The organism is Bacillus cereus group sp. BfR-BA-01524 (assembly GCF_022662595.1).
Lineage (GTDB): Bacteria > Bacillota > Bacilli > Bacillales > Bacillaceae_G > Bacillus_A > Bacillus_A thuringiensis_S.
The window spans coordinates 72,630-97,755 of the sequence record NZ_JAKUDW010000010.1; the positions used below are offsets into that span (position 1 = coordinate 72,630).

Here is a 25,126-nt window from a genome sequence, read left to right on the forward strand (position 1 = left end):
GTAATCCATTGTAAAAATATCAAATCCATTCCCCCATACGATTTTCCCTATTATTATGTTTTAGCCTATACACAAATTAAATTAATGAATATATAGGTTAATGTATTAAATAAATTTACAAAAAGAAAGAGGTTAGATTTATGTATCAGAATCTATATCCATATAACTATTATAATAATTCAAATGAATTTCGTGCATTTGAGGTTGGACATTTTTATGACACGCAAAAAGATTTAAAAATAGAAATGACCCCTACTGGTCAAACACCTTTTCTATTTGTAATTCCTGCTGGAACACGTTTATTTGTACACAGAATTGACCATGAGGCAGGTCATGAGATGGTTACAGGAATATTCTCTTTTAAAGATAATGGGATGTGTACAATTAAATCTCTTAGAATGCCAACTGATATGCTTAACACCAGCGGAGCAAGAAGATTATAAATCTATAATACAACCACCTAGCGCTAACCCATTAACAGCAGCTATAGTCGGTTTAGACAGATTCTCTAGTTGCTTAAGAGGTTGGTGCAATTCTAATGATTTCATCTCGGCATATTTTTCACCTTTTCCCATCCAATCTGGAAATTCTTTTATATTCCCTCCTGCTACAAAGGCCTTTTCTCCACTTCCAGTTATAATTACGACTGAAATATCATTATCAATTTCTATTTCCTCTAATACATCTACTAATTGTTGAACTACTTCTAAACTTAAAGTGTTGACTGGTGGATTTTGAATTGTAACGACTGCAATACTTCCTTTTTTATTACAAGTTACTACTCGTTCATTCTTCATAAAAAATCCCCTTTTAAACTACCTAATTTTTCACAACACCAAGCATCTTTCCTTCACTCACCATCAGCCTAAATTCCCGAATATGGTTCCGCTTTTAGAAATTCATCAATTTATTGTATGAACTGTAGAAGCATAAAATGAGCAATCCTTTCTTGGCACCATTTTATAATCTCAACATATTTTCAAATTGTTCTTTTACTGTATTAATTGGCTTTATGTTTCTTTGGTTTCCGTTACACAGTTTCTGAAGCTGGGATGACTCTTAGAAAAAATGAGATAAGAAGACTGATACATGAGGTACATTAAATGAGAACAATTTAAGAAAGACACTATTTTAGTAACCACTTGTATTTAATTCTTTCTTAACTAATTTGTTGTAATAACAAACAAATAAATCACTTTATCACTTGTTTGCTTTCTCACTATATACCTAACAGTCACTTCCTTTAGATGACATTCCATTTTCACGTTCTGTTCCTGCTTGGATTTCTCCTCTTATTTGTTTTATTTGCTCTTTCAAAAGTAACAATCTTTCGCTTTTTCGCAAATTTTTTTATGCCCTTTAACCACTACACTCTATATAACATATGACTCACCCATTTCACGTAGAAATCATGATTTTTTTCACTTATACTTACTATGTCGCAGGAGCTATCACACCCGCGCACACTTTCCAATAAAATTAACAATTATACTAATCAAACCGTATGAGATGAGGTGTTAATGACATTTTTTGAAGAAGGATGCATAAACTCTTTCCATTCTCTCAAAAAGAAAAAAGAGCAATCTCACGAATGCTCTTTTAAATGCGATATCTAAATCTTATTCTATAATTTTTGCTTCAATATGAGGTAGCGTAATTTTATAATTAGCTGTTGATTCATATGTATGAGACCCTATTACCCTTCCATATACTGTAACTATATCTTTATCAACAAATTGCGTTGTGCCATCATAAGTGACATAGATAATATCATTAGAATTATAGCCATAGGACTCTTTTGTAACAGCTAATCGTATCATTGTTGAGTTTCCACTTTCCATTATTTGCAATATCTCACCTTGATACTTTACAAATTCCATTTTAAATTTATCAGGGTTTTTCTTTAATTCTGCATAACGAATTTGTTTAGCTTCTTGCTTCTGTTTCTCTCTTGATTTTTTATCCGATTCTTCTTTAGTATAAGCATTGGCTATCTCCAGCTCGCCTAATCTATTAAACCTAATTTCGTAATTTTTAGCATCAAAAGAAGATTCTTTTATTTCTCCATTCTCTACAGTCACTTTCTTTTGAATATCTTTATAATTGCCATATTTATGATGAAACTCTTGATTATTTGCACTATCGACATACATAGTAGCAGTTACTTTATAGCTTCCATTTACTATAAACTCATAATCTCCTAGTTCAATATGAATTTTACCATCTTTAACAGGCACATTTCCTCCATAATGCTCTTTTGTTGTTTCGTCTTCGATTGAAACACCAACTGTTGTACCTTCTGGTATATTAGTATTCGCATTAACGGTAACAATATCTTTGTCTTTTTCGTATGCAATATTCTCTAATTTGAAATACATGGTTTCTTCTTTTTTTATTTCAGCTGTTTTTTCAGTTTCAATCGTTTCTTTATCTTTAGCAGAGACTACTTGTTCCCTCTTCTCTTTACTAGTAGAATTTTCATCAGTATATTGAGCACACACCACCCATAAAATTAAACAGCCTATAGTTAATCCAAACCATTTCTTCTGATTACCTTTTCTTTTTAAAAGGGACATTATACCCATAATGAATAGGACAATTGCTCCTAAAAAACTAATTAAAGACAAAAAATCAGACATTCTAAAGTTCCCTCACATTCTATGTATTTACTAAACATTCCAATCAAAAATACTAATAACATAATAAATTGATATTTTGATGACCCAAAGCAATAATAACATTTGGATGCTAAATATAACAATAATTTCTTTTAAAAACCAATAAAGTAAAATTACTCAAAACAACTACATTAAAAGAAAAAGAAATTCAAAAGGTCATTTTTATTTGGTGGGCTGAACTGATTGATACATGTGACAATAAATTTAGGTATATGGCTATGAAAATACAACTAATTCGTGATGACTTAGATAATTATCAGCGAAATTAAGCCTGTACATTTGGAATAATCCCCCCTGTAAACGGCTTATATACTCTAAAACCCTAGATGTTCCTCTACCTCTGAGATCCGAAGTTTTAAATTTCACATGAATTTTTAGACACCTTGCGAACCAAACTCCCTCCGCTCGCGCAGAAATCATGAATTTAATTACTCATACTTACTAAATTGCATAAGCTATCGTACCCACATACACTTTCTAAAAAAATTATCCATTATACTAGCTAAGCCATGCAAGATATCCTTTCCGCTCATTTCCCATGTAAATATACGTAATAAAGCGACAATGAAGTTATTTACGTTTAAAAGTTTAAACAAGTATAACCCCGTTCTATAATTAGAACGAGGTTATACTTAAAATCGTTTAATTTTTGATGTAAGATATTCACTACCAAAAAATATAACAATAAATTCGTTTAAAAATGAATTCTTTGGCTCTTTTATATATTTCTTCTTGAGCGTTTATACATTTTCATTGTAACTAGCCAGCTAGTAATTGTGATTCCTGCAAAAATTAATAGCAACTTACTATACAAATGAGTGGACGGATCAGCATTTATAGGTAGTAATTTTCGATTTAGCAAATGTATCGATAATAATCCACCTACAATTGCAATACCTATTCCTTCTGATAGAAAGCTTGTAAATTTAAGCAGACTCATTCCAGCACCAGCTTCCTTTTGTTCCAAACTACTTGAAACAATGGTAGAGATAACTGTTTTTGTAAAAGAAAGCCCGCCAAAAACAAACATTACTATAATTGTTATGAGCCAAGGCGTTGTTTCTATATAAAGGGCGGCTACTAAGAAGCTTATAGAAAGAAATGCAACTCCAGTTGTTAATACAAATAGAGAACCTTTCTTATCAACAAGCACTCCCCCAATATAACCTAAAACAATAACACTCATGACTCCAGGAAAAATAATCTCACTTCCAATTGTGGTAGTACTTAATTGGTAGACATCTCTCATCATATAAGGAACCATAGAAATAAATCCTGCTACGGTTCCCAATATAAGTCCTCCACAAATGATTGCAATCATAAATGATATATTTTTTCCTAGCGAAGGATTAACAAAAGGATTAGACACTTTCCTAATATGTTTAACAAATATCAAGAAACATATAATGCTAACGACTAGAAAGGAAATTCTATAAGATGTCATAAACATTATAAAAAATACAATACCGACGGACATAAATATTATTCCTTTAACATCAATACTTCCTTTTATTATATCTTCCTGTTTCAATAATTTTGCAAGGAAGGGAACAGTGATAATCGTTACAACAGGCAAAAGCAGTGTATAAGACCAATGGGCATATTCGGCAATCACTCCACCAACAGAGGGTCCGACACCTTCTCCCATTGCTACAATGGACCCAATAAGCCCAAATGCTTTACCGCTATTTTCTTTTGGAATATAACGCGCAACAACAACCATTACAAGTGGTGGAAATGCAGCTGCGCTAGCTCCCTGAATAAACCGAGCCATAATAAGTGCAGGAAAGAACGAACGTCCAACAAACCCGATAACTAATCCGAAGCAATTCACTATAATTCCAAATAAGAGTAGCTTTTTGATCCCTAACTGATCTGAGAGTTTTCCATATACAGCTGTTCCTATAGAAAAAGTTAATATGAATGCTGTGTTTATCTAGTTTATACTTGCTGGTTCCTTATTAAAATCACTAGCGATATCAGGTAATGAAACATTCAAAACCATTTCGTTTAAAACGCTGAAAAAAGAAAGAACACAGAGCCATAATAAAATTTGATTATGACGTTATATTGAATGTGAATGAGATGAATTCACACTTTACCCTCCAATAATAAGGGTAGACGTAGTTTATAGGGTCATTGATACGCTTTCCCTCTTTAAATGTACCCAATTATATTTATTGCACTTCATAAATAATTCCTCCCCAAAAATAATTTATATATTATATCACACATATATAATTTAAAATAAAACATATTCTACAATACGTTGTGCATAGATAATAAATTAATCCGACAATCCAGAAATAACATATTTGAGCATAAAGAAATAAAATTCCTTAAAGAGAAGCAGGTTGAGGTTCTTGAGAATCAAACTTATTTTGAAGCTGTGGCAAAGATGATTGAACAAAACAATTTAGTTCTTTTAGAACAGATGAAAGCTCTACAGCTAATTCAGAAATAACAAACTTATGATTGATTAATTCTACATATGCTTCCATAAATAATGTATCTTTATTTATACCATCAGCCTCTGTTTTTACAGAGGCTTTTGTTATGCGTTGATTCATATTTTGAATTTGAATGGTTTCTTTCACATGTACAAATAGATCTTCTAATAAACCTGGTGTAGACTCTAATTCTTGTTTTTCAATTTCCTCTGTGACAGCACTTATAAATTCCCATAGTACTTTTGCACCTATTAGTTCTGCTAATCGTTTTTCACGCATTTCAAATGTCTTCATATTCATATTGAACACTTCCTCTTCTGTATTTTTTACTATTAATTGGACTATCTAAATTATGATGGAACAGCTATATTGGCAATCAAATTCTCTATCTTCATCATTGTAAACTATAGTTTACAGGAGGGGCTAAAAATAGATTCCACGCTTGTTCCTAAAACTTTTGCTATTTTTATAGCTAACTTAACGTTAGGTTGTTTTTTATTATTCTCTATCTCAGAAATATAAGTGCGCGATAAACCAACTTGTGCCGCTAACTTTTCTTGTGATATTAGTTTTTCTTTCCTTAATTCAGCTATCTTATTCATTGCTCTACTCCTCTCCACTTATGTATTCATATGATTACAAAACAATTGTAAACCATAGTTTACTTAATCATCAACAATGTTTTACATGTTTTTTCTCTATTTTAGTTTCTTTTTGTAAATTATTGTTTACAATTGTACTAGGAGGATTATATATGAAGAAAACTCTTGGTGAAATTATAAAAAATTATCGTTTAACAAATAAACTGTCCTTACGCGAGTTTGCTCAAAAATGTGATGTTAGTCATACTTATATAGACAAACTTGAAAAAGGCGTAGATTCCAGAACTGGAAAACCGGTAGAACCAACACTATTAGTAATAGAAAAAATAGCAAACGCCATGAATATAAGTACTAAATCCTTATTAGAAGAGATAGGATTCATTGCACATGATAGTATTGAAGTACCTGATACAGAATTAGAAAAATGGTTTAAGGCTATTAAAAGTGCCTCTCCCCAAAAACGAGAGGAATTAAAGAAGTTTTGGGAGTTTATAATACACAAGAAAGATTAATATATCAAAAAGCCCCCCGCCTTGACAGGGTGGAGGTCGTGAGCTCGATCCTCTCCGGGGTCATAGTTGTAGAAGCCGTGTCAAATTAATATTTGATACGGTTTTTATTTGTTTGCTTTTATACTCAAAAAAACCACCAATATATCTGTTCATAAGATAAAACGAATTAAATCTAGTCTAGTTTATTCTTATACCATAACAGAAAAAATTATAGGCAAAACTGTCTATCTTGCAAACAACTTCCCTATAGTTGGGATTAAAGAAGCAACTATGTCCTCGCAGGTATTATTAGCAACTGTTTTTGAATAACTAATTTTTATAACTAAAATATTTACCAATAAATAAGTTCCTACTCTCTAAATTTTTTTAAAAAGACAAATGAACTATAGAAGAATTAAATAATAACAGCAGTTTAGATATAATAAACATTGCCAACTAAAAAAGATAGTATATACACATATACCATCCTTTTTAGTTTAACTATCAAAAAATTCATTTATACAAATAAATATTTTATTTGTATAAATATATTCATATGATAATACATTTTTAAAGAAATTTCTTATTTTTCAAACCGACATGTAATGCATTTGTTACTTCCTCTGAAATTGATGAAAAAAGAAGTGTTTTACTAATTGATGTAAGCTGGGTATTAGACAATGGAACATCTTCTCCATTATCTAAATTGAACTGGTAATCCTCTTCACCATACTCCCCAAATATCTTCAATTCATTTTTTACTGCACTAAATAAACCATCGAATTCAGAAATACTTAAAGTCTCCTTTGAAAAATTCTGGGGGGTTAACGGCATTGACCCGTATTTTAGTAAAGTCTCAACATCAGTCTTTGAGATTCTAATGCTAAGCTCCAAAATCTTTTCTAGTATTTCATATTCTATGGACTTAACAATTTTTATATCTTCAATTAACCTATCAATTTGTATTTTTATTTGATTATAACAGTCTACTAACCTAGTAAATTTAGTTAAGTTCATAAAACTATTATGAGCTACGTCACATCTAATTTGATATAAATCTTTCCACATTGCGATAAAATTCCCTATAGTTATATGTTCTTCAAAAAACTTTTTCCAATTACCCAATAACTTATTCTTTAACCCTTCAACTTTTCTATCAAATTTATCCCCATCTTCCCTAGCACTTGATAAAAACTCTATAGCCTCTATAATATCATGGTTTTCTACTCTGACTTTTCCATCCAATAACTCTGTTAAATCAATGAAATCTATACTATAAAGTTGCAAGTCTAGTAAACCACTAAACGTTCTTTCACCCCTTTCTTTGATTTTGCCCTCTAATTGAGGGATTTTATTAACCTCCCACCATTTAAGACCAAATTTCTTTGTGAAAAACCTTAGAAGATAATTTCTTAACATATTTTCTAATTCTCTTAACATTGGATATGCAACTGTACAAATTTCATCAGAGATTTCATCATATAGACAATGCTTTTGTTTAACAAACTTGTAGTTTACTAATGTTGACAGAAACCTAGTTCGAAAATCCTCTAAAGTCGCAAATCCCCCTTCAAATACTACCTCCCACAAAGAATTATTATTTTCAGATCGTTGATTACTTATTTTTACAGTAATTTCATTTGATTCCCACAAAACAGAGAAGTGGTTTTTATTTGTTATTTGAGGATATTCATCTAGCTCTATTGCATCAAATATTTTATTGATAATCTTATTTATAAATCTTCCTTCAACATCTTCTCCTACAATCATAAGGTAAGAAACCTTAAACTTCTTTTCTAAAGCCTTTTTAAAATAGTCTTCCAAAATAATATCTTTATGATTTTTCTTATTTGGAGTTAATATAGATTCTTCAGTTTCTATCAATGCCATATTTATTACTCAACCCCTAAATAAATCTTCTCTTTTTCTAATTGTAATTGTTCCTGTGTAAATTTAATTTTATTATCAAATGAGACTTCTACAGAGTCATTTATACAATCTTCCCTTGTAGAGACTGACATTATTAAATCATCATCAATAGCAAAATTCATTTCCAAAGTATCTCCTGTAAACATAAAAGGGTGAGAATAATTAATAGTCTCTAATAATATATCAATTTCTTTCCCTTCTGCATCATAGTATTTTTGGATTATTTGAATAGGAGCTTTTGTATCCAAAGCAAAAGGAATCTCATAATTAATATTTTTTTGTTTATTCGTACTATCCTTTTTAAATATCGGCAGGTATTCTTGGTCATTTTTTATGTAAAAATCATGAGGTATAACTGTTTTATAGTCATCTATTAATACATTTTGCCCAGCTAATATAGAAGCATATATAGCAGCTCCCCTTGATACAGAGATATAAACCTCTTGACCAATAATTGGTTCCTGTTTAAACATATCTGTACAATATTGTTTTACTGCAGGAATATGAGTTGACCCTCCTACAAGTAATACTCCTGATAAATCTAACCAATCTTTGAAATCATCAGTACTTTCTGTAGCTTTTAATAAGATTTCATCCACATGCTTTTGGATTTTCAAGAAATACGGTGCTAGTAATCTTTCAAATTCACCTTGACTAATCTCAACTTTATAAACTCTTCTCTCATGCGAAAAAAAGCTAACCGTCCTTTTTTTATTCTGGCTTAAATACTCTTTACAAGCCTCGCAATCCCTTATAAGTTGCGCTAAGGCATTTCTTATTTCTTCGCTTGCATCGTGAATACCTTGACCTTCAGCAAATTCTAATAATTTTTTTAATGGTTCTATGTCTTTTGGGTAGAGCTTTAAAGCTTTGTTTAAAACATAAATCATTAAATCTTTATCAAAATTTATTCCACCTAAGTACTTATTTCCTGAAGAAGTTACTACTCTTGTACTTAATCCCCCTTCGGCATTAAAACAAATTGCTGATAAGGATAAATCAAAAGTACCTCCACCTAAATCAAAAACAAGCATATACTTTTCTTTTTCAGAAAAAATCTCTCTTAAGTTGTCTTTTTCATATGTCTTATATATATAATTAAGAATTGCTGCATTAGGCTCAGGAATTAAGTGGACCTCTTTAAAACCTGCAATTTTTGCAGCGTCTACTGTTGCCTGTTTTGCTTTTGTATCAAAATCAGCAGGTACAGTTATTACTACATTATCAATAGCATCTTCAATATTCCCTTTTTCAGCATAAGATTTTAATTCCTTGAGAATACAAGCTGAAATAGCTTGTGGGCTTAGTTCCCTATTTCCAAAGTTATAATTATATTCTAACCCCATTTTCCTCTTAACCCATCTTACAGTTTTATTAGGTTCATGCTTATAATTTTCTAAAGCATATTTTCCAACGAGAGGCTCTTCTTCATCTTCAAAAAAAACTACTGATGGTGTTAATAAATCACCGTTAGTATTTGTTAATGTCACAAGTTCAAAAAAATCTTTTGAAGGTATTTCAATGCCGTAAGAAATTGCCGAGTTTGTAGTACCAAGATCTATACCATAATACATTTCTTAATCTCCTTTAGGACTAATAATGTTATTTTTGATAAAATCGCTTTTTATATCTTTTAAAGATTGGACTTTCGAATCGAAGTTATCTGATAGTTCCTCTAATTTATAATTAAAACTCTCATTATCCATAATTTTCTTTTTTTCATCTGAATTAATCTCTACAGAATCTAAAACCTCCCCTAACAACGTCTTAAACTTGTCTTTTAGTGTTGTTATCTCTTCAAGGTCAATTTGCTTTTCGATAGCTATGGCAGATAATTTAAGTTCACTTTTAATTTGGGTTAAAGCTATTAATTCGGCTTTTTTTCTTTCATTATTCATCATTCTTCTATCACGAATTAGTTTCTCTAGTTGAAAATTTAACTCTTCAATCATATTATCTTTTTCACTTATTACAAGTTTCATCTGATTATGTTCTAAGAGGTTGTTTATAGAATTATTTAGATAATTTAGTTTCGAATTCATCTCACGAGAAAGTTCTGTTAACATATTATTATTTTTCATCACCAATTCTAATACTTCTGGATTATTATTAAACATACTCTTAGGCAAACTCAATGTAGCTTCTACATACTCTTCATTATTTGTAGCATTACTATCAGAGTTTCTCGATGAGTTAATTCCAGTGCTTTTAATGATATTATTCCTAGCATATTTAGATGTCTTTTCATATTTTTTCAGATTAGGCATCATAAAAATAATCTTTTTTTCTTTTTTATCTAGCAAAGTAATTAACAATCCACCATAACGACGTAAACTCTCAAAATCTTCACTTATAATTTGATGCTTTATTTCACCAATATTTCTATTCAATACAAATAGAAACGACTGCTCGTTTATTTCTTTTATTAAAACTTTGCTATAAGGTTCAATAAAAGAAATAAGAATATCCTGGGCTAAAACTTTTAAAAAGGACTGTCCCATATCCTCTATTAAATTTTGTAATTCTTTTATTTGTAATTGAGGAAGGGATTTTTCACCTATTTCCCAATCAATAAGACCTAAAAGAGAATCTATTACTAAAGTTCTATTACTATATTGTTCATAATAAATTTTTTCTTTCAATTATCTCGCCTCACTTCTTTTTTATTTATACAGAGTACACCAGATATAACAGCTACTGAATTCAAATAGCGACTTGGATAAAATTCAATTAGTAAATAAGTATCATTTTCTTGCATGTAATTAATCCATTTTATTTTCTTCTCTGTAAACGCCTCTTCTCTAGAAAGCATTAAATCTCTCCAGTACGCTTTGAACCTCATATCCTTTACAGCAACTCCAGGAGCAGCTTTGTATTCCCAATAATATCCATATACATCTTTAAATTCTAGTCGGCACTCCCAATAATACGTTTGCTTTAAATCATATGCAGCTCTTTCTTGCATTCTCTTAAAAAAATATAAATCATCAATTTTGGGATTCCTTAAAATCCCTACCCAAGATGGGCTTTCTTGTAATTCTGATACGCTACTTAAAGAAAGTTCCTCTAAGATTTCTTTTCTCTTTTTATTACTCTTACATGCTGGCTCACTTAAATAAGGAACATAATTATCACTTATGACTTCATAAACATCATTTCTATTTTCTAACTTCCTAACAATATCCGCTTCCGTTACTGCAAATATATCCCAAACATATTTCCCGTCAATCTTAAATAGTTTCTTCGAAAGAGTTGGAATTATTACCCAAGAATTATTATCAAGATTTCTTGCAATGACTGCATAGCCTTTTTCTTTATCACTAGTAGTTTCTGCTAACGATAAAACTAGTAATTTTGCCAAATTCATCCCCCCTACTATCTTTAAATTTTCTATAATTTTTTGTGAAGATGCAAGCAATGTTATTTACAAAACTAACAATTTTCACTTCAAAGTAAAGCAATAAAATATTACCAAACTTTTCTATATAAAATTATATATAAATATTGTTATTATCACAATCTCCTTATTAAAATACTCTTAGCATCCTTTTAAATTTCTTTATCACACTTCTCTTTCAAAGCAAAATACTAGAGTATGTTACTGCTTCCATAAAAAAAGTAATTAAATGTCCCATTTACACTTCATTAGAACATAAATATAAAATTAAATTATTTTATATACAGAAATAAAAATTAAATATTAAAAGTGAGAACTTTATTCATCCTCGGAAAAATTTAAAACATTCTGGTGTACTCTTCCCTATACTTAAATTCATTACGTATAGAGATTATTATCCCTTACTGCAAAATAGACTGTTTAAAAATCAATCGTAGACTACTTCCTCTATCCTCTAATAAAATTATAAAACTCTCCAAAATATTGAACCTTTTTTCTCAAAGAAACCCTACGCATTAATTAGATAAATTTAATAAAGATATTTCATTCGTTTATTGCAGTTTACGAATGAAATCTATATGCCTTTATAAAGTCTCCAAAATCCTCAGAACAACAGTAACTATACCTCAAAATTAAGAAGAGATAGCAGTATAATTACTGCTATCTCTTCTTAATTTTACTTGTTTATCAAAAACAAATTAAACACTCTTATAAAAATAAGCATATAAATTCTCCAAAATCTATATGCTTATTTCATTACTTAATTTTTTTATATCATTCTTCATAGAATCTTATGCCCTTCAAACAATTCCAAGTTCTGTAAATTAACAACCAATTCTTTTGTTGATAATTCCCGATTAACATATAAACAAAGCGTAAGGAACAGATGCCCAATCAAATATACATAAGTGCTTGATTCGATAGCCTCTTTGTTAAACGTTTTACTATTATACCTAGATGCGACATTTCCATGAAAGGAAGTGTTTCGAATTGCATAAAGAATACATTTAAAAACAAATTTTAGGTAAAGGCCATCATCTTTTAAATTAAAAGTGTATTTTTCCTCTTCAACTAAATCACTTTCTTTTACATCCTTAAATGTAGCTTTCTTGTTTATCAACAGTTCCTTAAGTTTTGTAGCAAGGCTATGTACCAATTTTCTAGATTTATCCCTATCAAGAGTATCTACATCAACTTGAAAATTATGTATATTCGACTTTAAGAAAGTTATATTTCGATACGACTCACCATATGTTTCGTCTATAATAGAAAGTAAGTCCTTGAAAGAACTTCTAAATGTTGTATACTGCGACGAAAGATGTGATTTTTTCTGATTACCACTAAGCCCATTATATACTAATTTGTCATCTATTATTAATCCTTTTAGAACATAGTTTGCTACAAATCGAAGAGTCTTAATAGGTATTTTTTCTACATATAAGTCAATTAGTTCCCTTATCGTAAAAATCTTCCCTTGATATGTAATGCTATCATCGAGAATACTAGACATACTTTCAATAATTAAATTAAGTTTTTGCCCATCTCCTTCTCTTCCGTCTATTAGTTTACCTTCAATACTTCCCCCTGTTCCTGCCTTAGTCAAGTAATGTTTATTATAGACACTATTTATTGCCTTCCATAAAAAAGTAAACGCCATATCTGGCCTTTCAGGTAAACAGTAATATGAATCTAGAAGGTGTGTAATTGTTACATAAGGATATTTAGACCCAACATCCCATTTTTCATTATATATATTTTTTATATCTTTCAAAATTAGATAATCTCCAATTTTATTCTCATATAAGGTCTCTAGATGTTCATTTTTATTATAATCCCCTAATATTTCAAGCCAATTATTCATATTTTCACTCCTAGTTTATATTGATGTTACTAACTCTTCCTTGGAATAATATCTTTTTTATAAGCCTACGACCACAAATAATAACTCTAGTTATTTATCTGCTACCCAAATAATCTTTTTTTAAATTATACCACTTCACATGTAAGAAAAAAATTTTTTCTGATTTTTTAGAACTTTAATGATAAAAATCCTTAATATAGTCACTACTACAATCCTAACGCTGTATTTATAACTTTTTATAATTACAAACTTAATATTTACAAATGAATATTAATACCGTTATATCAAAAGAAAATGTTATAAACTAAACCAATCTGTTAATAAAATTAAAATTTCGCTAGTTAACTTTATGAGAACGAATAAAAGATAGTGTGTCTCTATTATTATAAAAAGCTTTAATGATTTTAACTGTAAGAGTATTAAATGTTTATTTTCTTACACCTTTATAACAAACAATTTTTAACTGCGCCAATTTATGCATCTCATTTTAAATCTGATTTAAATCCTTAATTACTTTAGGAACAGTTTTAATAAATTTCTCTTCAAATTCTTTATTCAATTTATCCCAACCCTCTAGTGACCCTTCAAAAAAGTAATTTGTTGTTAATTTTCCATATAAAGTAAAATCATTCAAGTTAATACATGCCGACACAGTGAAGCCCTCAAAGCTTGCCATCCACTTAAAAAAATTCGCACTTAAAATTCCCTTTGGATTGCTAATGCTAGCACTTTTATTCAACTCTTCACCTTGTTTTCCTCTTCTTTTTAAAGATACTTCTTCCAAGGATTGTTTAAATCCATGTAAACGACCCCTTATTTCAAATAACTGTGAGCCTAAGGGTAATAAAATAAAGGTTATTGTTTCTTTTGGTTCTTCTTTAAAGCTTAGTTCCCCTAATATATTTTGAAAAACATTATTTTCAGCGACATCTTGGCTATTAAACTGTTTATCTAGTTCTTGTAGATAATAATCTACATTATCCTTTATTTCTTCTAGAAAAGGTGTCTCTTGTAATCGAGAAATAAGTTCACTAGCCTTCTTAAAAGCTTCTTTACTCCTTTCTTTGTCACCAACCCATAACTCCAATTGTCCTTCTTGCATGCAATGATAAATCTTATCCTTATTATTTTCAATTTTAGAATCCATATAAGTATTTCTCCAAATCCTTTTGTTTTAGTTTCTTTATTTTAGTACCTTCATACTTTTTTAAACTGAGCATTTTATTTAAACCTTTTCGATTTTTTTCTCTACGTATCAATAATGTAAAGGTTATTTTTGGCTCAGCAATGTCCCTAAATTCTAAGTTCGAAACTAGTCCAAATCCAAAATCATCTGAGTATTCTCCTACTATTCTCCAATACGATGCTATTTGTCTAATTGCTTCAATATATTGTGTATTCTTGCACTCTCCAGGCATGTAATTTGGAAGTTCAGGAGGACTATCTTTAGTGCATTCTTTTCGATAGTTATCATAAAAAGAAACAAAAGCATCTGAGTTTAAAAATAAATCTGGTGTTTTTGTACGAGTTCCACTCTTTAATTGGCAAATGTTATACCTTACTGAAGGTGAAAGTAATTTTAATGCTTGAATCGTTAAGACCTCTCCAAAGTTTCCAGAAATTGAGCTTCCGTAATCCTTTTTTTATTAATAGTAAAAGGGTTGACTAAAATTGGAGCAGTTAAATGGCTACTAGCGGCTGTTAGATTATTGTTAAGCGCCCACTCTGATACAATCTGATTTCTGTAAACATTAAAATGTTGACCTAGGTTTAAAACCATTCTCTCGCCCCATTGTGAACCAAGAGCATCTAATTCCCAATCGTCTGTATAATAAAAAAATTTTTTCAATTCAATTTTACTTCCAATTCTTATATGTATTTGTATCCTATGATTCATCAATTTTGTTCCCCCAAAAGACAATAGAATTAAACTTATACAAATTATAAAACATATCACTCAACTTAGTCTTGCTACTCGAAAATTTAACAAACTTCTTAAACAAAGACGGCTCTTGATAAATGCCTCTTACACTGTAAAGATAATTAAATTTTAATTTTGTGCAACTCACTAATGCAATTTTTATTACAGTCTACTCCCTGAAATTTACCTCTAGGGAAATAATACCAGATTGATACAAAAAGAGCAGTCCTTCTTTACACTCTAATCTTGTGAAATTTTGTAACACTTGTCTGTACCTACACTATTGCATTGTATAATATTGAATAATACAGAAGCTCCCCATTACATTGCACATTGAGAATGTTGTAGCTAACTATATAAAAGACGGGTTTTATTAGTTTATGTAAACCGATGTGATGAACTCCAAAACCATGTTCAATCATTTGCTGCAAGGTACAAAAAAGAAAGCCTCAATTAAGAGACTCCCCTCAAAGTATTACTTTAACCCCTTCTACAACTTTAATCTTTTAATATGTTTCTGTTTTTTGTATAGCCTCTTCTGTAATTAAATGCTTATGCTGGTATCCTCCATTGAAGTTTTTATCCTTCTTCGCATGCATCTTAATGGTAATACAAAATAGAACTTCAGCTTCATACAACAATTTAATGTATTTCATTACTGTACGTCTGTCCAACCCTATAATTTCTGTAAGTTTCCCAATTGTTATAAATACAGAATTCTGCGATAATAAAACAATTACGATAGCCATATAAATGAATTAAATAGAAAATAACCCTCAAGAAATAAACACTCATAGTCTATTTCTGTTTTCCTCAAAATTCTAACTAACACAATTAATTTATACTTAAATATGTTAAGACCCTCTCACAAATCCCAATTTACATACTACATAATAGTGATTTAACTTAGTAGAAGAGTACTATACTAAAATTCTATATCAACCTTTTCTAATGCTGTACAGAAGGTGTTAAACTGATACTGCTAAACCATTTTTTTTCAAAATCAAAAAATACATAATTTAAAGCATTGGAACTAGCAATACTTTTGTACCTGATTCCAGAAATCCCATGGTACTTAGCACATTGAGCTAAAAAATTAGGTAAAAAATATTCTTGTCCATTTTGAGATGTCTTTGTGAAGCTGCAATATTGTACCAATGGAGAAGTAGAATTTGATAAATCTAACATTTTTACAGATTCATTAAGTTTCCATTCTACAATATCGTAAACTAAATCACTATTAGCTATATTATTAACTTCTTTTAGAGCTACATCTCTATCCTCACATGTATACAATTCTCCTTGACCAAGAATATTGTACCTACCATGACCAGCAAACCCATATGGAGCTTCAAACATTTCTGGATAAGTAAAAGGTGCTTGTCGTTCTTTTAAATTCCTCTGTCTTACCCTGAATAAATTCAAATTTCTAACTTCAACCAAATCACCCTTGCTAATTTCATCCAAAATTCTCCTTCCTACTGAATGATGTAAGCCAAGCATCGGAAATTCTACCAGATGATTGTAAAAAGCAGCTACCTCATCAATCTTTAAATTTCTTATGACATCGGTAACTGCGACAGTACTAGGTATCCCTTTCATAGGTATTGCCCCTGTACTGTCTTTCCTTTCTAACACATATTCTAAACTATCATTTTCCTCATCGAAACTGTGGCTTATTCTATAATCCTTCTGAGATATTTTATTAAATATATATTTTGTTTCTACCTCTTTATTAGCTAAAGACATTTCATTTAGCAACGGTTTAGAAAGAACCCAATTCGAGCTTATTAATGGTGGATTAGACTTAACTTCCACTTTCGACATTAGCCCCGCTAGCCCTAACACGCTTTCTTTTTCCACTTTCGGCACTAACCCCGCTAGCCCTAACACACTTTCTTTTTCCACTTTCGGCACTAACCCCGCTAGCCCTAACACACTTTCTTTTTCCTTCTCCTGTATTCTCAAAGAATTCCCCCCCTTTTTTTTCTGGTCGCAATTAAGCATTTGTATGTTTCTATTCTTTTTCTTGCTTACCATTTATTCCACCTCAAATTTACAAATAACATTTCCAGGTAAATAATAACATATGTTTTAGATTAGCTACTATATTTCTACTATTTCTTGGTACATTTTTAACAAATACCCTTTATAACATATCAGATAAAATCCTTGTAAAATTGAACCCATAAAATCAAGATTTCATTAATATAGGAAGAACAATACCAATGGACACGGCATTCCAGAGTAAGAGGACTAGGGCGAGGCGGGCAGTACCTCCCATCCTTATTCACACCAACCCTTGAGTAACACACTGTCTACTATCTTTGTATTTTACAGTAACTTAGATATACTATTCATTTTCCCTATGTTTTGAAATACCTTAAAATTTCAATAAAGATTTAGTTTTAATATTGACCTATTCGTCTCGATAACATGTAGATAAGAGCAGGTGATATTGAACAAATTGACCTCATTTGCTCCTCATTATCGTAATCATAACTCTTGTCGAGAGATGGGCAAGTATTCACTGACAAATGATACTTTGTTTGAGTTCCACAACCTCATTCCCCTCGTATCGGTAAATTTACAAGTGATGTGTATAACATCCAGCTTCATCCAAATATCAGACTTCTTGTATCCTGCTTCCATAAAAATAGGACTGTACAAATCATACAGTCCAAACCTGTTAAACCTTATTCAACTACTCCCTCAACTAGTTGGACAGCTTCTCTTTGCAAGACTCCTGTATTCACTATTGCTTCTTCTGTAATCAACTCTTTATGCTTGTATCTGCCATAGAAATTCTTATTCTTCTTCGCTTCCACTTTAGTTGTGATGCAAAATAGCACTTCGTTCTCATACAAATACTTAATGTACTTCATCACTGTCTTTCTATCTAACTGTGTCATCTTTGCAAGATGTTCAATGGTTGTCCATACCGCTTTATGCTCCATAGATTTATCTTTATAGTAGAACAAATGCGACACAATAGCCAAGTAGATGATGAATAGCTTTCCCTTGTAATTCGATTGCATCGTAAGTATTTTTTCAATATCCAACTCGAATACCTTTGCAAAGCAGTCCTCATCCTTGCTAGTTGGTTCAATGAAGTAGGTTTGAGCAGGCTTAATATTCACTACCTTCTTTGTCTTTTGTCTATTCTCATAAATAATAATGTAGTTCATCGCTTGCAGTCGAACAATACTCTCTCTTGTCGCTTGACTAGCTTCTTTATTCTTAGGATTGACTCCTCTGACAATCATCAAATCATTAACACTCGTCATAGCTGATTTAATTAGATTATTTGCTAATGACTTAATGATTGCAAGCTGACAAATATCTAGGTCTCTGCCTTCATAATCATTCTCATACAGTAGAACTTTTGGGAACATAATGAATGACTCTTGTTGTTCTTCAATAATTGATTGTGGTAACTCTACTTCTGACACTTTACATTATCCTTATCTTTCAGCAGAATGACAGCTTACGCTGACCATGTGTTGCTGAAGCACATGTATTCATCTCTCCCTTCATATTTGGATTTAAGCTTCCCATTTAACTATGTACCCGAGACCGCTTGCGGGCGGGGGCATAGTATTTCTCTCTTCTTTATTTCTTCTCTCTTCTTCTTTAGAGAGCAGTTTGACCCTAAGCTGTTAAAAACTTTAATCGATACTGACAAATTACCAAAAGATATATTATAGATAATAACTTTTTCTGACTTAATAAACTCGCTGTATATACCACATCTTTTTTTTCCTTGACCTCATCCTATCTCGTAAAATCACCTCGTAGTCTGTTAACGGACGGCGTGTAGGTATATGATGATTTTTGTAATCAGCGCTGATATACTCTAACTTCTTTAATGGGACCTTTCCCTTTCTTAACCCCCTTAACGAATTATCTCCTAGACAACTGATGATCACTCATTATCGGATATTCATCACGAGTCATCTTATCCGGCTGTGTATCATGTAACTCCTCGTATAGAAACAAATCTATTACTCGTTCTAGCTGTTTCGGTTCAGGGCGCTCTCATTGATTTTTGAGTTTTCGCCAACCAATACAGTTATGCTTTATCTATATTACTATTTAGCGGAGTATATTTTATATAAGTAATTAATTGATAATATATAAGTTAGGAATTATTTTCGATAGAAAACGATTGCCGAAGGGTAAAGGTAAGCAAAAACTTCGCTATCATAAATATCTTTTCTTAAATCTCGTTATAATAAATCTAGTTAGACAGTAATTAATACCGTTCTTTAAAATTCCTAAAATTCGTCAACTAAGTAAGCACTATAAAGTTCTTTTTTACACTCTAATCCCACTTCTCTTTCCGCCTTCAATTTACGAAATGCTCTTTCATATATCTTCTTTGCATCCGGAAACACTTCGAAAAATCCGTCGTCATTTAGCGGTTCATATGGTCGATAACTATTGCCTAATAACCCCCTGCACTTTTAAATCAATCGTAACTCTTCTAGTACATTTAAACACGTTCGTACTGTCTTTTCTGCTTACCGTATTCCATTGCTAATTGATGTGTTGATGGCCAAGCATACCTGCCATATAATTAATTACTACCATCATAATTAAGTTTTCAAATACTCCTCTCCCAATTAATTCCTGCAGAATGTACTAAAAGTATCTGTAAATGTTTTCATTAGTATATCAACACGATTTGCAAAATAAGCAGCGAGTCGTTGGCCTCTCCTTTCTCATAAACTATTTGATTCTATTAACACGGCTAAATTTATTTATCTGTTATCATATATCTTTTAAAATACTCCTTCCTTCACCCTTTTATCATCTGTTAATTTAACATTCTTATGTAAACTGGATTTTCATCAATAAACAGTCAACAACTTGGTTAGACACGCAATAAAAAATATGTCTTCTAACAAAAACATACCCAAAATAGTACTAATGAATAAAATTCATTAAAAGTTTAATTTTATACTTCCACTTGTTCTATTTTTATTAAAATTAACAGTGAAACCATTTTTTTTATAAAATCGCTCTAGTTTATCAAACTTTTCTATATCTACACATGATAGCATTCCATTAACTTGACATACATCCATTTTTTTTGCCCATTTAATTAAATACTGTATCAGTATTGAACCATTACCAACATCTTCTTCTACTGCAAAAACATCGATGATATGGCACGTTACAATAAAAGGATTCTCAATATCATGATAGAATTTTGCATATAATCTTGGATATGGGTGTCTCGTTCTTTTATTCTGCAAAGATAAAGTAATACTCTTACTATCCATTAAAACACAAACATAATATTTTACAGAACTCTTATTGAATTCAATTCCATCAATTACATTCCCTTTTTTTAACATATATTCAACAAATTCATTATTTGCTTCTATCTCTAGCAAACGTTCTACTTCTTTTTTTAGTATTTTCTCACTATCTTGTATTCCACCCTACATTTCTTTCAATTCTTGATGCTTCATCTTTAAACTTTTTATTTTATTAAAAAACATACAAAACCACCCTCAATATTATTTAATATATTACTATTAATGGTTTTTCACATGATAGAAACTAAGTTCCATTTCTCGCATTTTTTTATCCTTAAAAACTGTAAAATATGCAAAATAAAGAAGAACAGCTTATTGCTGCTCTTTCTCTATAATGAAAAATTTACTCTTGATTATATTTTCCTATGCTTACTTCTTCTGAAATCTATACTATGTTTAGAATCAAAAATTGAAATAACTATAGTTTCTCAATAAGTGGATAAGTCATCATCTGAATCATAATTTTTCTGATTTCCCGTGCATTATCTAGAGAAGATATATTTCTTTTGAGTTTATTCTTTATGTCCCATCCCTTAATTATTTCCATATCTTCATCATTAAATTTTAATAACTCTTCATCATATACTGCTTCTATGATTGCTTCTTTAGCTTCATTTGATAGCTCAACATATTTAATAAAATGATTAAAACGAGAAAAAATAGGATCACCTAGTTTTTCTTTTATTTCTTTTTCATTATGGTAATTTGAAGTACAAAAAATAATAGTATTTTCTAGATTTACTTCATAAAATTTATCGGTATATATTCCTTCATCAAACAATTGATAAAATGCGCTATAAAACATTGGATGTGCTTTATCAAATTCATCCAATAAAATAACATTTGTCTCCCTATCTAGCAAATCCTTTGCAAATGAACTACTTTTATCACCAAAGATATAATTCATAAAACTTTCATTATGGAACATAGATAACTGCTTTCTAAATAATTTTTGATTTGGATTTATAATTTCATTTACAAATTTAGCTGTCTCTGTTTTCCCTACGCTAGAAGGACCATATAGCATAACTACTGTTGGTTTATGAATCCCATGATTTGTCAGACTATATAATGTTCTCAAAAGTTCATCTTTAACATTAGTCTGACCAAATATAACATTCTCAAAATCACGTTTTATTTTCGATAAATTTGCCAAATCTAATCTAGGATATTCATAATTGATTATTTCAATTTCTAATTGTAAATTTGCAGATTCTATTTGATTCAAAATTTTAGCAGGTGGATTATGTAATAATATTTTTGTATAACCAAATTTCTCAGAAAAATGTATGCAATAAATCAAAAAGCCTTCAATAAAAAAATCAGCAACACCTGAATATTCATCCGAATGAATTACTAAAGTATCGTAGTTGTATTGAGCTTCCTGCAAAGAAGGGTCTTTTGATTCTTTTGAATCTATAAATCTAACCAAATTAGTAAGTGTAAAGCTCCCTTCAGTTGACACTTGTTTTATAAATTCTCCTTTTGGCCCATTAAACATTTCAATTTTCATCAGTTTTCACCTCTACCCCAGCTAAAATAACATCATACATTTTCAAGGCACTATTTACTTCTTGATTAAGGCTATCACTATCACCCATCAACTCACTTACCGAAGGTCGCTCAGAAACAGTTTCCACATTTAGTTCATTTTCTATTATAAAATCTGCCTCTTCACTTTCACCTACCTCCACAGCGTAATAGGTTAATTTCATTTTAGGTAAATCCATTAAACTATACGCATTTTTTAAAGCATTAATATTAAATCTTAATATTATACGATCATTATTTTTATATGCAAGGAGCTCATAGTATCCCCTTGCATTTTTTAAAATCTCATCAAAGTTTTGAACATCAAAATCTTTCATTCCCTCAACAAGAGCCGAATCTTCCTTGAAAATTTTCACATAAGGTGTATACATCTTTATGAATGAAAAAGAATTTTTGATGGGCCTAATTTGAAAATCTCTAAAGATATATATCTTTTTCTCCTTTTCTAATTTACTACTAAGATTATAAAAATCAGCTAAAATTGTATTTGAAATTGTTTTAGTAACCAGAGAATCCTTTGCGAATGAAGAGTTCACATTTACTTTTGTTGTAAAAGCCGCCTTAATCGCCGTAAAAAAATTAGTACCTGCGCCTACCTCCACTCCAGCTTCTGCTTTTCCACCAAACTGTACTGTTCCTTTATCTTCATCAACTGAAATAAGTTCTCCACCATATTCTATCTGCAACATATCTGTTGCAGATCCTTCATCAAAATAAATTACCTTTTGCATGTCAATACACTCCTATAACTTTAAAATTATGTATAACTTACATTAAATTCCGATTTATATTCACATTTATATATTATATTAAAAATTTCATATATAATCCTTAATTTTTTGAATTTATATAATAATAGTACTAATACAGCTATTTTAAGTTTACTTAAAACCCTTTGATTGAAAGGAAAAAAAGATTTACCTAAAATAGTAGCATAATACAAAATATTCAATGAAAATCTTGATGAATTTTCGAATATGAAACATGTCGTATGGTTTCATAAAAAAGAGCCCTTATATTATGACTCTAGGAAATCTTCAAGATAATAGCCAAACTCATTGACTAATGCTTTCATTTTTTCTAAATCAGTGATTTGTCCATTTCTACATCTCAAAAATGCACGTGGGCTAAAAATCCATATGCTTAGTACTTACGTTTTCGTATCTCTTCTATCATTTCTTTTGTTAGTAGATTAAAGATTCTTTTAACCTCCTCTGGCTTAATAAAGATAGAGCCATCACCACATAAATAGCACGTATACCATCGTCTAGATAACATGAATGACATCTTTTGATTTCTGCTAACTCACGATATGTCATAGCTTGGACGTCACCATAATCAGTCCAAACGTAACTATTATGCGTAACATCAGAATTATACGAAACTTTGCCTGACGTGCTACACATTACTTTAACCGAGTGATCATCGACAAACGTTAAGACTCCATTTTGTTTTTGTTCTTTTTTCAAGGGTACAAATCTATTTTTGATTTGGATTTAAAATTAAAACTGCTTAATGTGTTAATTAGTTCAAATGGTTCTGGAAAATCTAATTTTATATCTTTTTTCGAACTCTTGAATCATTTAGTAAATGAGAATCTTCAAAATGCTGTGGTAAAATCAGGTGGTGCAAATACCGTGTTCTATTTTGGAACGAAGACTACAGAAGAAATTGATTTCAAACTTTTCTTCGGACCAATTCATATAGAGTAACTTGGGAAATATCCGATAAATTTAAACTATACTTTTCACCAGTAAAGTTAGTTTTTTTAGGTGATGGTTATGATACCCCTTTAATAGAAAAGCTAGGAGTAGGCCATTTTGAAACAGAAATTAGACAAGAATCAAAACGTAATAGAAGAGTTGTAATTGCAGATCATGTGATAAGAAATTTAGAAGAGGACTTATGAAAATAATGATGATTTTTTGAGAAGTAAGATTAAGATTCGAACTTATAAATTGCTTTCTTTAGTTCGAAATCAGCTAAGCAAATAGTTAATTAATCTTTTTATTGATATAATGTAATTAAAAAACTTATTATTTGGAGGATTATTTTAATGAAATTTTCTGAACGAATGGGATTTGTTCCTGTAAATCAATTAATACAAATCGATTCCATGAACGAACCATTAAGAAACGGTTTATGGAATTCTTTTTATACTTTTATTTGGCGAACAGAGTATAAAAAACACAAAAGCTCTAGGTCTAGTATGTCAGGAAAAGAAGGTTTAAAAAACTTAAATACAATAGCTGGCGCCTTATGGTATGACTTTTTCAAATTACCTCTTAGTAAAATACCTTCTAATCTAGATAATTTTTTTAAATATGTAGAAAATCAATATTTCGCTGCCGAATGGTACCAAGCATACGATTTCATCGAATATATCGTCCAAAGTTTCTCTTTTCTTGATGAATTTGAATCATTTAAAAAAGAATGTAATCGGATTTTAGAACAAGAAAAATCAGCCTATAGATTTACATATAACACACTTACTCAAATTACTACTGAACAAGAGATTGAATCTATCGAAAAAGCAATTAACTCTAAAGGTACTAAGGCTTTTGTAAGTATGCACATAGAACAAGCCTTACGTTTAATGGCTGATCGAAATAATCCTGACTATATTAATTCTATTAAAGAATCAATAAGTGCCGTTGAATCCATATGTAAGGTTATTATAGAAGACGAAAAAGGAACCCTAGGGCAAGCTTTAAATAAGTTAGAACAAAGAGGAATAGTCATTCAGGATGCATTAAAAGAAGGATTCAAAAGAATATATTGGTATACAAGTGATAACGATGGTATTCGTCACGCTCATAAAGATGTACCAAATGTTTCTTATGAAGATGCTCAATTCATGCTTATAACTTGTTCCGCATTTTGTAATTACCTAACTGAAAAAGCAAATAAGGCTGGAAT

20 protein-coding genes and 2 pseudogenes are annotated in these 25,126 nt (G+C 30.4%); 3 read left to right on the plus strand and 19 right to left on the minus strand.

All coding sequences use genetic code 11. From position 1 onward, the window contains the following. The first annotated feature begins 140 nt into the window (after window positions 1-140). Complete coding sequence (locus MR170_RS05240) at window positions 141-443, plus strand: hypothetical protein (RefSeq protein ID WP_000284559.1); 303 nt, start codon at window positions 141-143, stop codon at window positions 441-443. A 12-nt stretch (window positions 444-455) separates the two neighbouring features. On the opposite strand, the pseudogene MR170_RS05245 reads toward MR170_RS05240, so the two are convergent. From MR170_RS05245 to MR170_RS05265, 6 genes and pseudogenes are all read right to left on the minus strand, one after another. Next, a pseudogene (locus MR170_RS05245) lies at window positions 456-797 on the minus strand (enoyl-CoA hydratase-related protein); the annotation flags it as partial. Between the two features lie 822 nt (window positions 798-1,619). Next, window positions 1,620-2,639 carry a hypothetical protein gene (locus MR170_RS05250; protein ID WP_242307517.1) on the minus strand — a complete coding sequence of 340 codons (1,020 nt, stop codon included), beginning with the start codon at window positions 2,637-2,639 and terminating at the stop codon, window positions 1,620-1,622. Between the two features lie 757 nt (window positions 2,640-3,396). Next, a pseudogene (gene tet / locus MR170_RS05255) lies at window positions 3,397-4,731 on the minus strand (Tet(L)/Tet(K)/Tet(45) family tetracycline efflux MFS transporter). A 75-nt stretch (window positions 4,732-4,806) separates the two neighbouring features. Continuing rightward, window positions 4,807-4,869 (minus strand): tetracycline resistance efflux system leader peptide, encoded by a 63-nt coding sequence (locus MR170_RS32665; protein ID WP_106081929.1) that lies wholly within the window; start codon window positions 4,867-4,869, stop codon window positions 4,807-4,809. A 148-nt stretch (window positions 4,870-5,017) separates the two neighbouring features. Then, window positions 5,018-5,428: a hypothetical protein gene (locus MR170_RS05260; protein ID WP_242307518.1), complete on the minus strand. Its 411-nt coding sequence runs from the start codon at window positions 5,426-5,428 to the stop codon at window positions 5,018-5,020. A 104-nt stretch (window positions 5,429-5,532) separates the two neighbouring features. Further along, window positions 5,533-5,730, minus strand: a complete 198-nt coding sequence (locus MR170_RS05265) for a helix-turn-helix transcriptional regulator (RefSeq protein WP_001033047.1) — start codon at window positions 5,728-5,730, stop codon at window positions 5,533-5,535. Window positions 5,731-5,882: 152 nt separating this feature from the next. Here MR170_RS05265 and MR170_RS05270 point away from each other — a divergent pair, with 152 nt between their 5' ends. Beyond that, window positions 5,883-6,242, plus strand: a complete 360-nt coding sequence (locus tag MR170_RS05270) for a helix-turn-helix domain-containing protein (protein WP_242307519.1) — start codon at window positions 5,883-5,885, stop codon at window positions 6,240-6,242. 549 nt (window positions 6,243-6,791) lie between these two features. Here the strand turns inward: MR170_RS05270 and MR170_RS05275 are convergent. From MR170_RS05275 to MR170_RS05340, 13 genes are all read right to left on the minus strand, one after another. Further along, window positions 6,792-8,111, minus strand: coding sequence for a HEPN domain-containing protein (locus tag MR170_RS05275; RefSeq protein WP_242307520.1), 1,320 nt, complete (start codon window positions 8,109-8,111; stop codon window positions 6,792-6,794). A gap of 5 nt (window positions 8,112-8,116) precedes the next feature. After that, complete coding sequence (locus MR170_RS05280) at window positions 8,117-9,724, minus strand: Hsp70 family protein (protein ID WP_097879927.1); 1,608 nt, start codon at window positions 9,722-9,724, stop codon at window positions 8,117-8,119. A gap of 3 nt (window positions 9,725-9,727) precedes the next feature. After that, window positions 9,728-10,792: a hypothetical protein gene (locus tag MR170_RS05285; protein ID WP_242307521.1), complete on the minus strand. Its 1,065-nt coding sequence runs from the start codon at window positions 10,790-10,792 to the stop codon at window positions 9,728-9,730. Next, window positions 10,789-11,511 (minus strand): hypothetical protein, encoded by a 723-nt coding sequence (locus MR170_RS05290; protein ID WP_242307522.1) that lies wholly within the window; start codon window positions 11,509-11,511, stop codon window positions 10,789-10,791. Before MR170_RS05290 ends, MR170_RS05285 begins: the two co-directional genes overlap by 4 nt. A gap of 817 nt (window positions 11,512-12,328) precedes the next feature. Then, entirely contained in the window at window positions 12,329-13,408 is a 1,080-nt protein-coding gene (locus MR170_RS05295; protein ID WP_242307527.1) for a hypothetical protein, read from the minus strand. Between the two features lie 487 nt (window positions 13,409-13,895). Beyond that, window positions 13,896-14,555, minus strand: a complete 660-nt coding sequence (locus MR170_RS05300) for a hypothetical protein (protein ID WP_242307532.1) — start codon at window positions 14,553-14,555, stop codon at window positions 13,896-13,898. Window positions 14,556-15,002: 447 nt separating this feature from the next. Continuing rightward, window positions 15,003-15,308, minus strand: coding sequence for a hypothetical protein (locus MR170_RS05305; protein WP_242307534.1), 306 nt, complete (start codon window positions 15,306-15,308; stop codon window positions 15,003-15,005). 527 nt (window positions 15,309-15,835) lie between these two features. Then, window positions 15,836-16,078 (minus strand): HTH domain-containing protein, encoded by a 243-nt coding sequence (locus MR170_RS32225; RefSeq protein ID WP_276575557.1) that lies wholly within the window; start codon window positions 16,076-16,078, stop codon window positions 15,836-15,838. A gap of 199 nt (window positions 16,079-16,277) precedes the next feature. Beyond that, window positions 16,278-17,369: an RES family NAD+ phosphorylase gene (locus tag MR170_RS05320; protein WP_242307536.1), complete on the minus strand. Its 1,092-nt coding sequence runs from the start codon at window positions 17,367-17,369 to the stop codon at window positions 16,278-16,280. A 656-nt stretch (window positions 17,370-18,025) separates the two neighbouring features. Further along, complete coding sequence (locus MR170_RS05325; protein ID WP_242307539.1) at window positions 18,026-18,781, minus strand: hypothetical protein; 756 nt, start codon at window positions 18,779-18,781, stop codon at window positions 18,026-18,028. A 1,494-nt stretch (window positions 18,782-20,275) separates the two neighbouring features. Then, a complete protein-coding gene (locus MR170_RS05330) occupies window positions 20,276-20,731 on the minus strand; it encodes a GNAT family N-acetyltransferase (protein ID WP_242307541.1) in 456 nt (151 codons plus the stop codon). A 343-nt stretch (window positions 20,732-21,074) separates the two neighbouring features. Next, complete coding sequence (locus tag MR170_RS05335) at window positions 21,075-22,169, minus strand: AAA family ATPase (RefSeq protein ID WP_242307544.1); 1,095 nt, start codon at window positions 22,167-22,169, stop codon at window positions 21,075-21,077. Further along, window positions 22,159-22,938 carry a DUF6414 family protein gene (locus MR170_RS05340; RefSeq protein ID WP_098211596.1) on the minus strand — a complete coding sequence of 260 codons (780 nt, stop codon included), beginning with the start codon at window positions 22,936-22,938 and terminating at the stop codon, window positions 22,159-22,161. The genes MR170_RS05335 and MR170_RS05340 overlap by 11 nt, the downstream gene beginning before the upstream one ends. Before the next feature lie 1,325 nt (window positions 22,939-24,263). Here MR170_RS05340 and MR170_RS05345 point away from each other — a divergent pair. Further along, window positions 24,264-25,126: AbiJ-NTD4 domain-containing protein (locus MR170_RS05345; protein ID WP_242307545.1), on the plus strand; the 863-nt coding region annotated here is incomplete at its 3' end.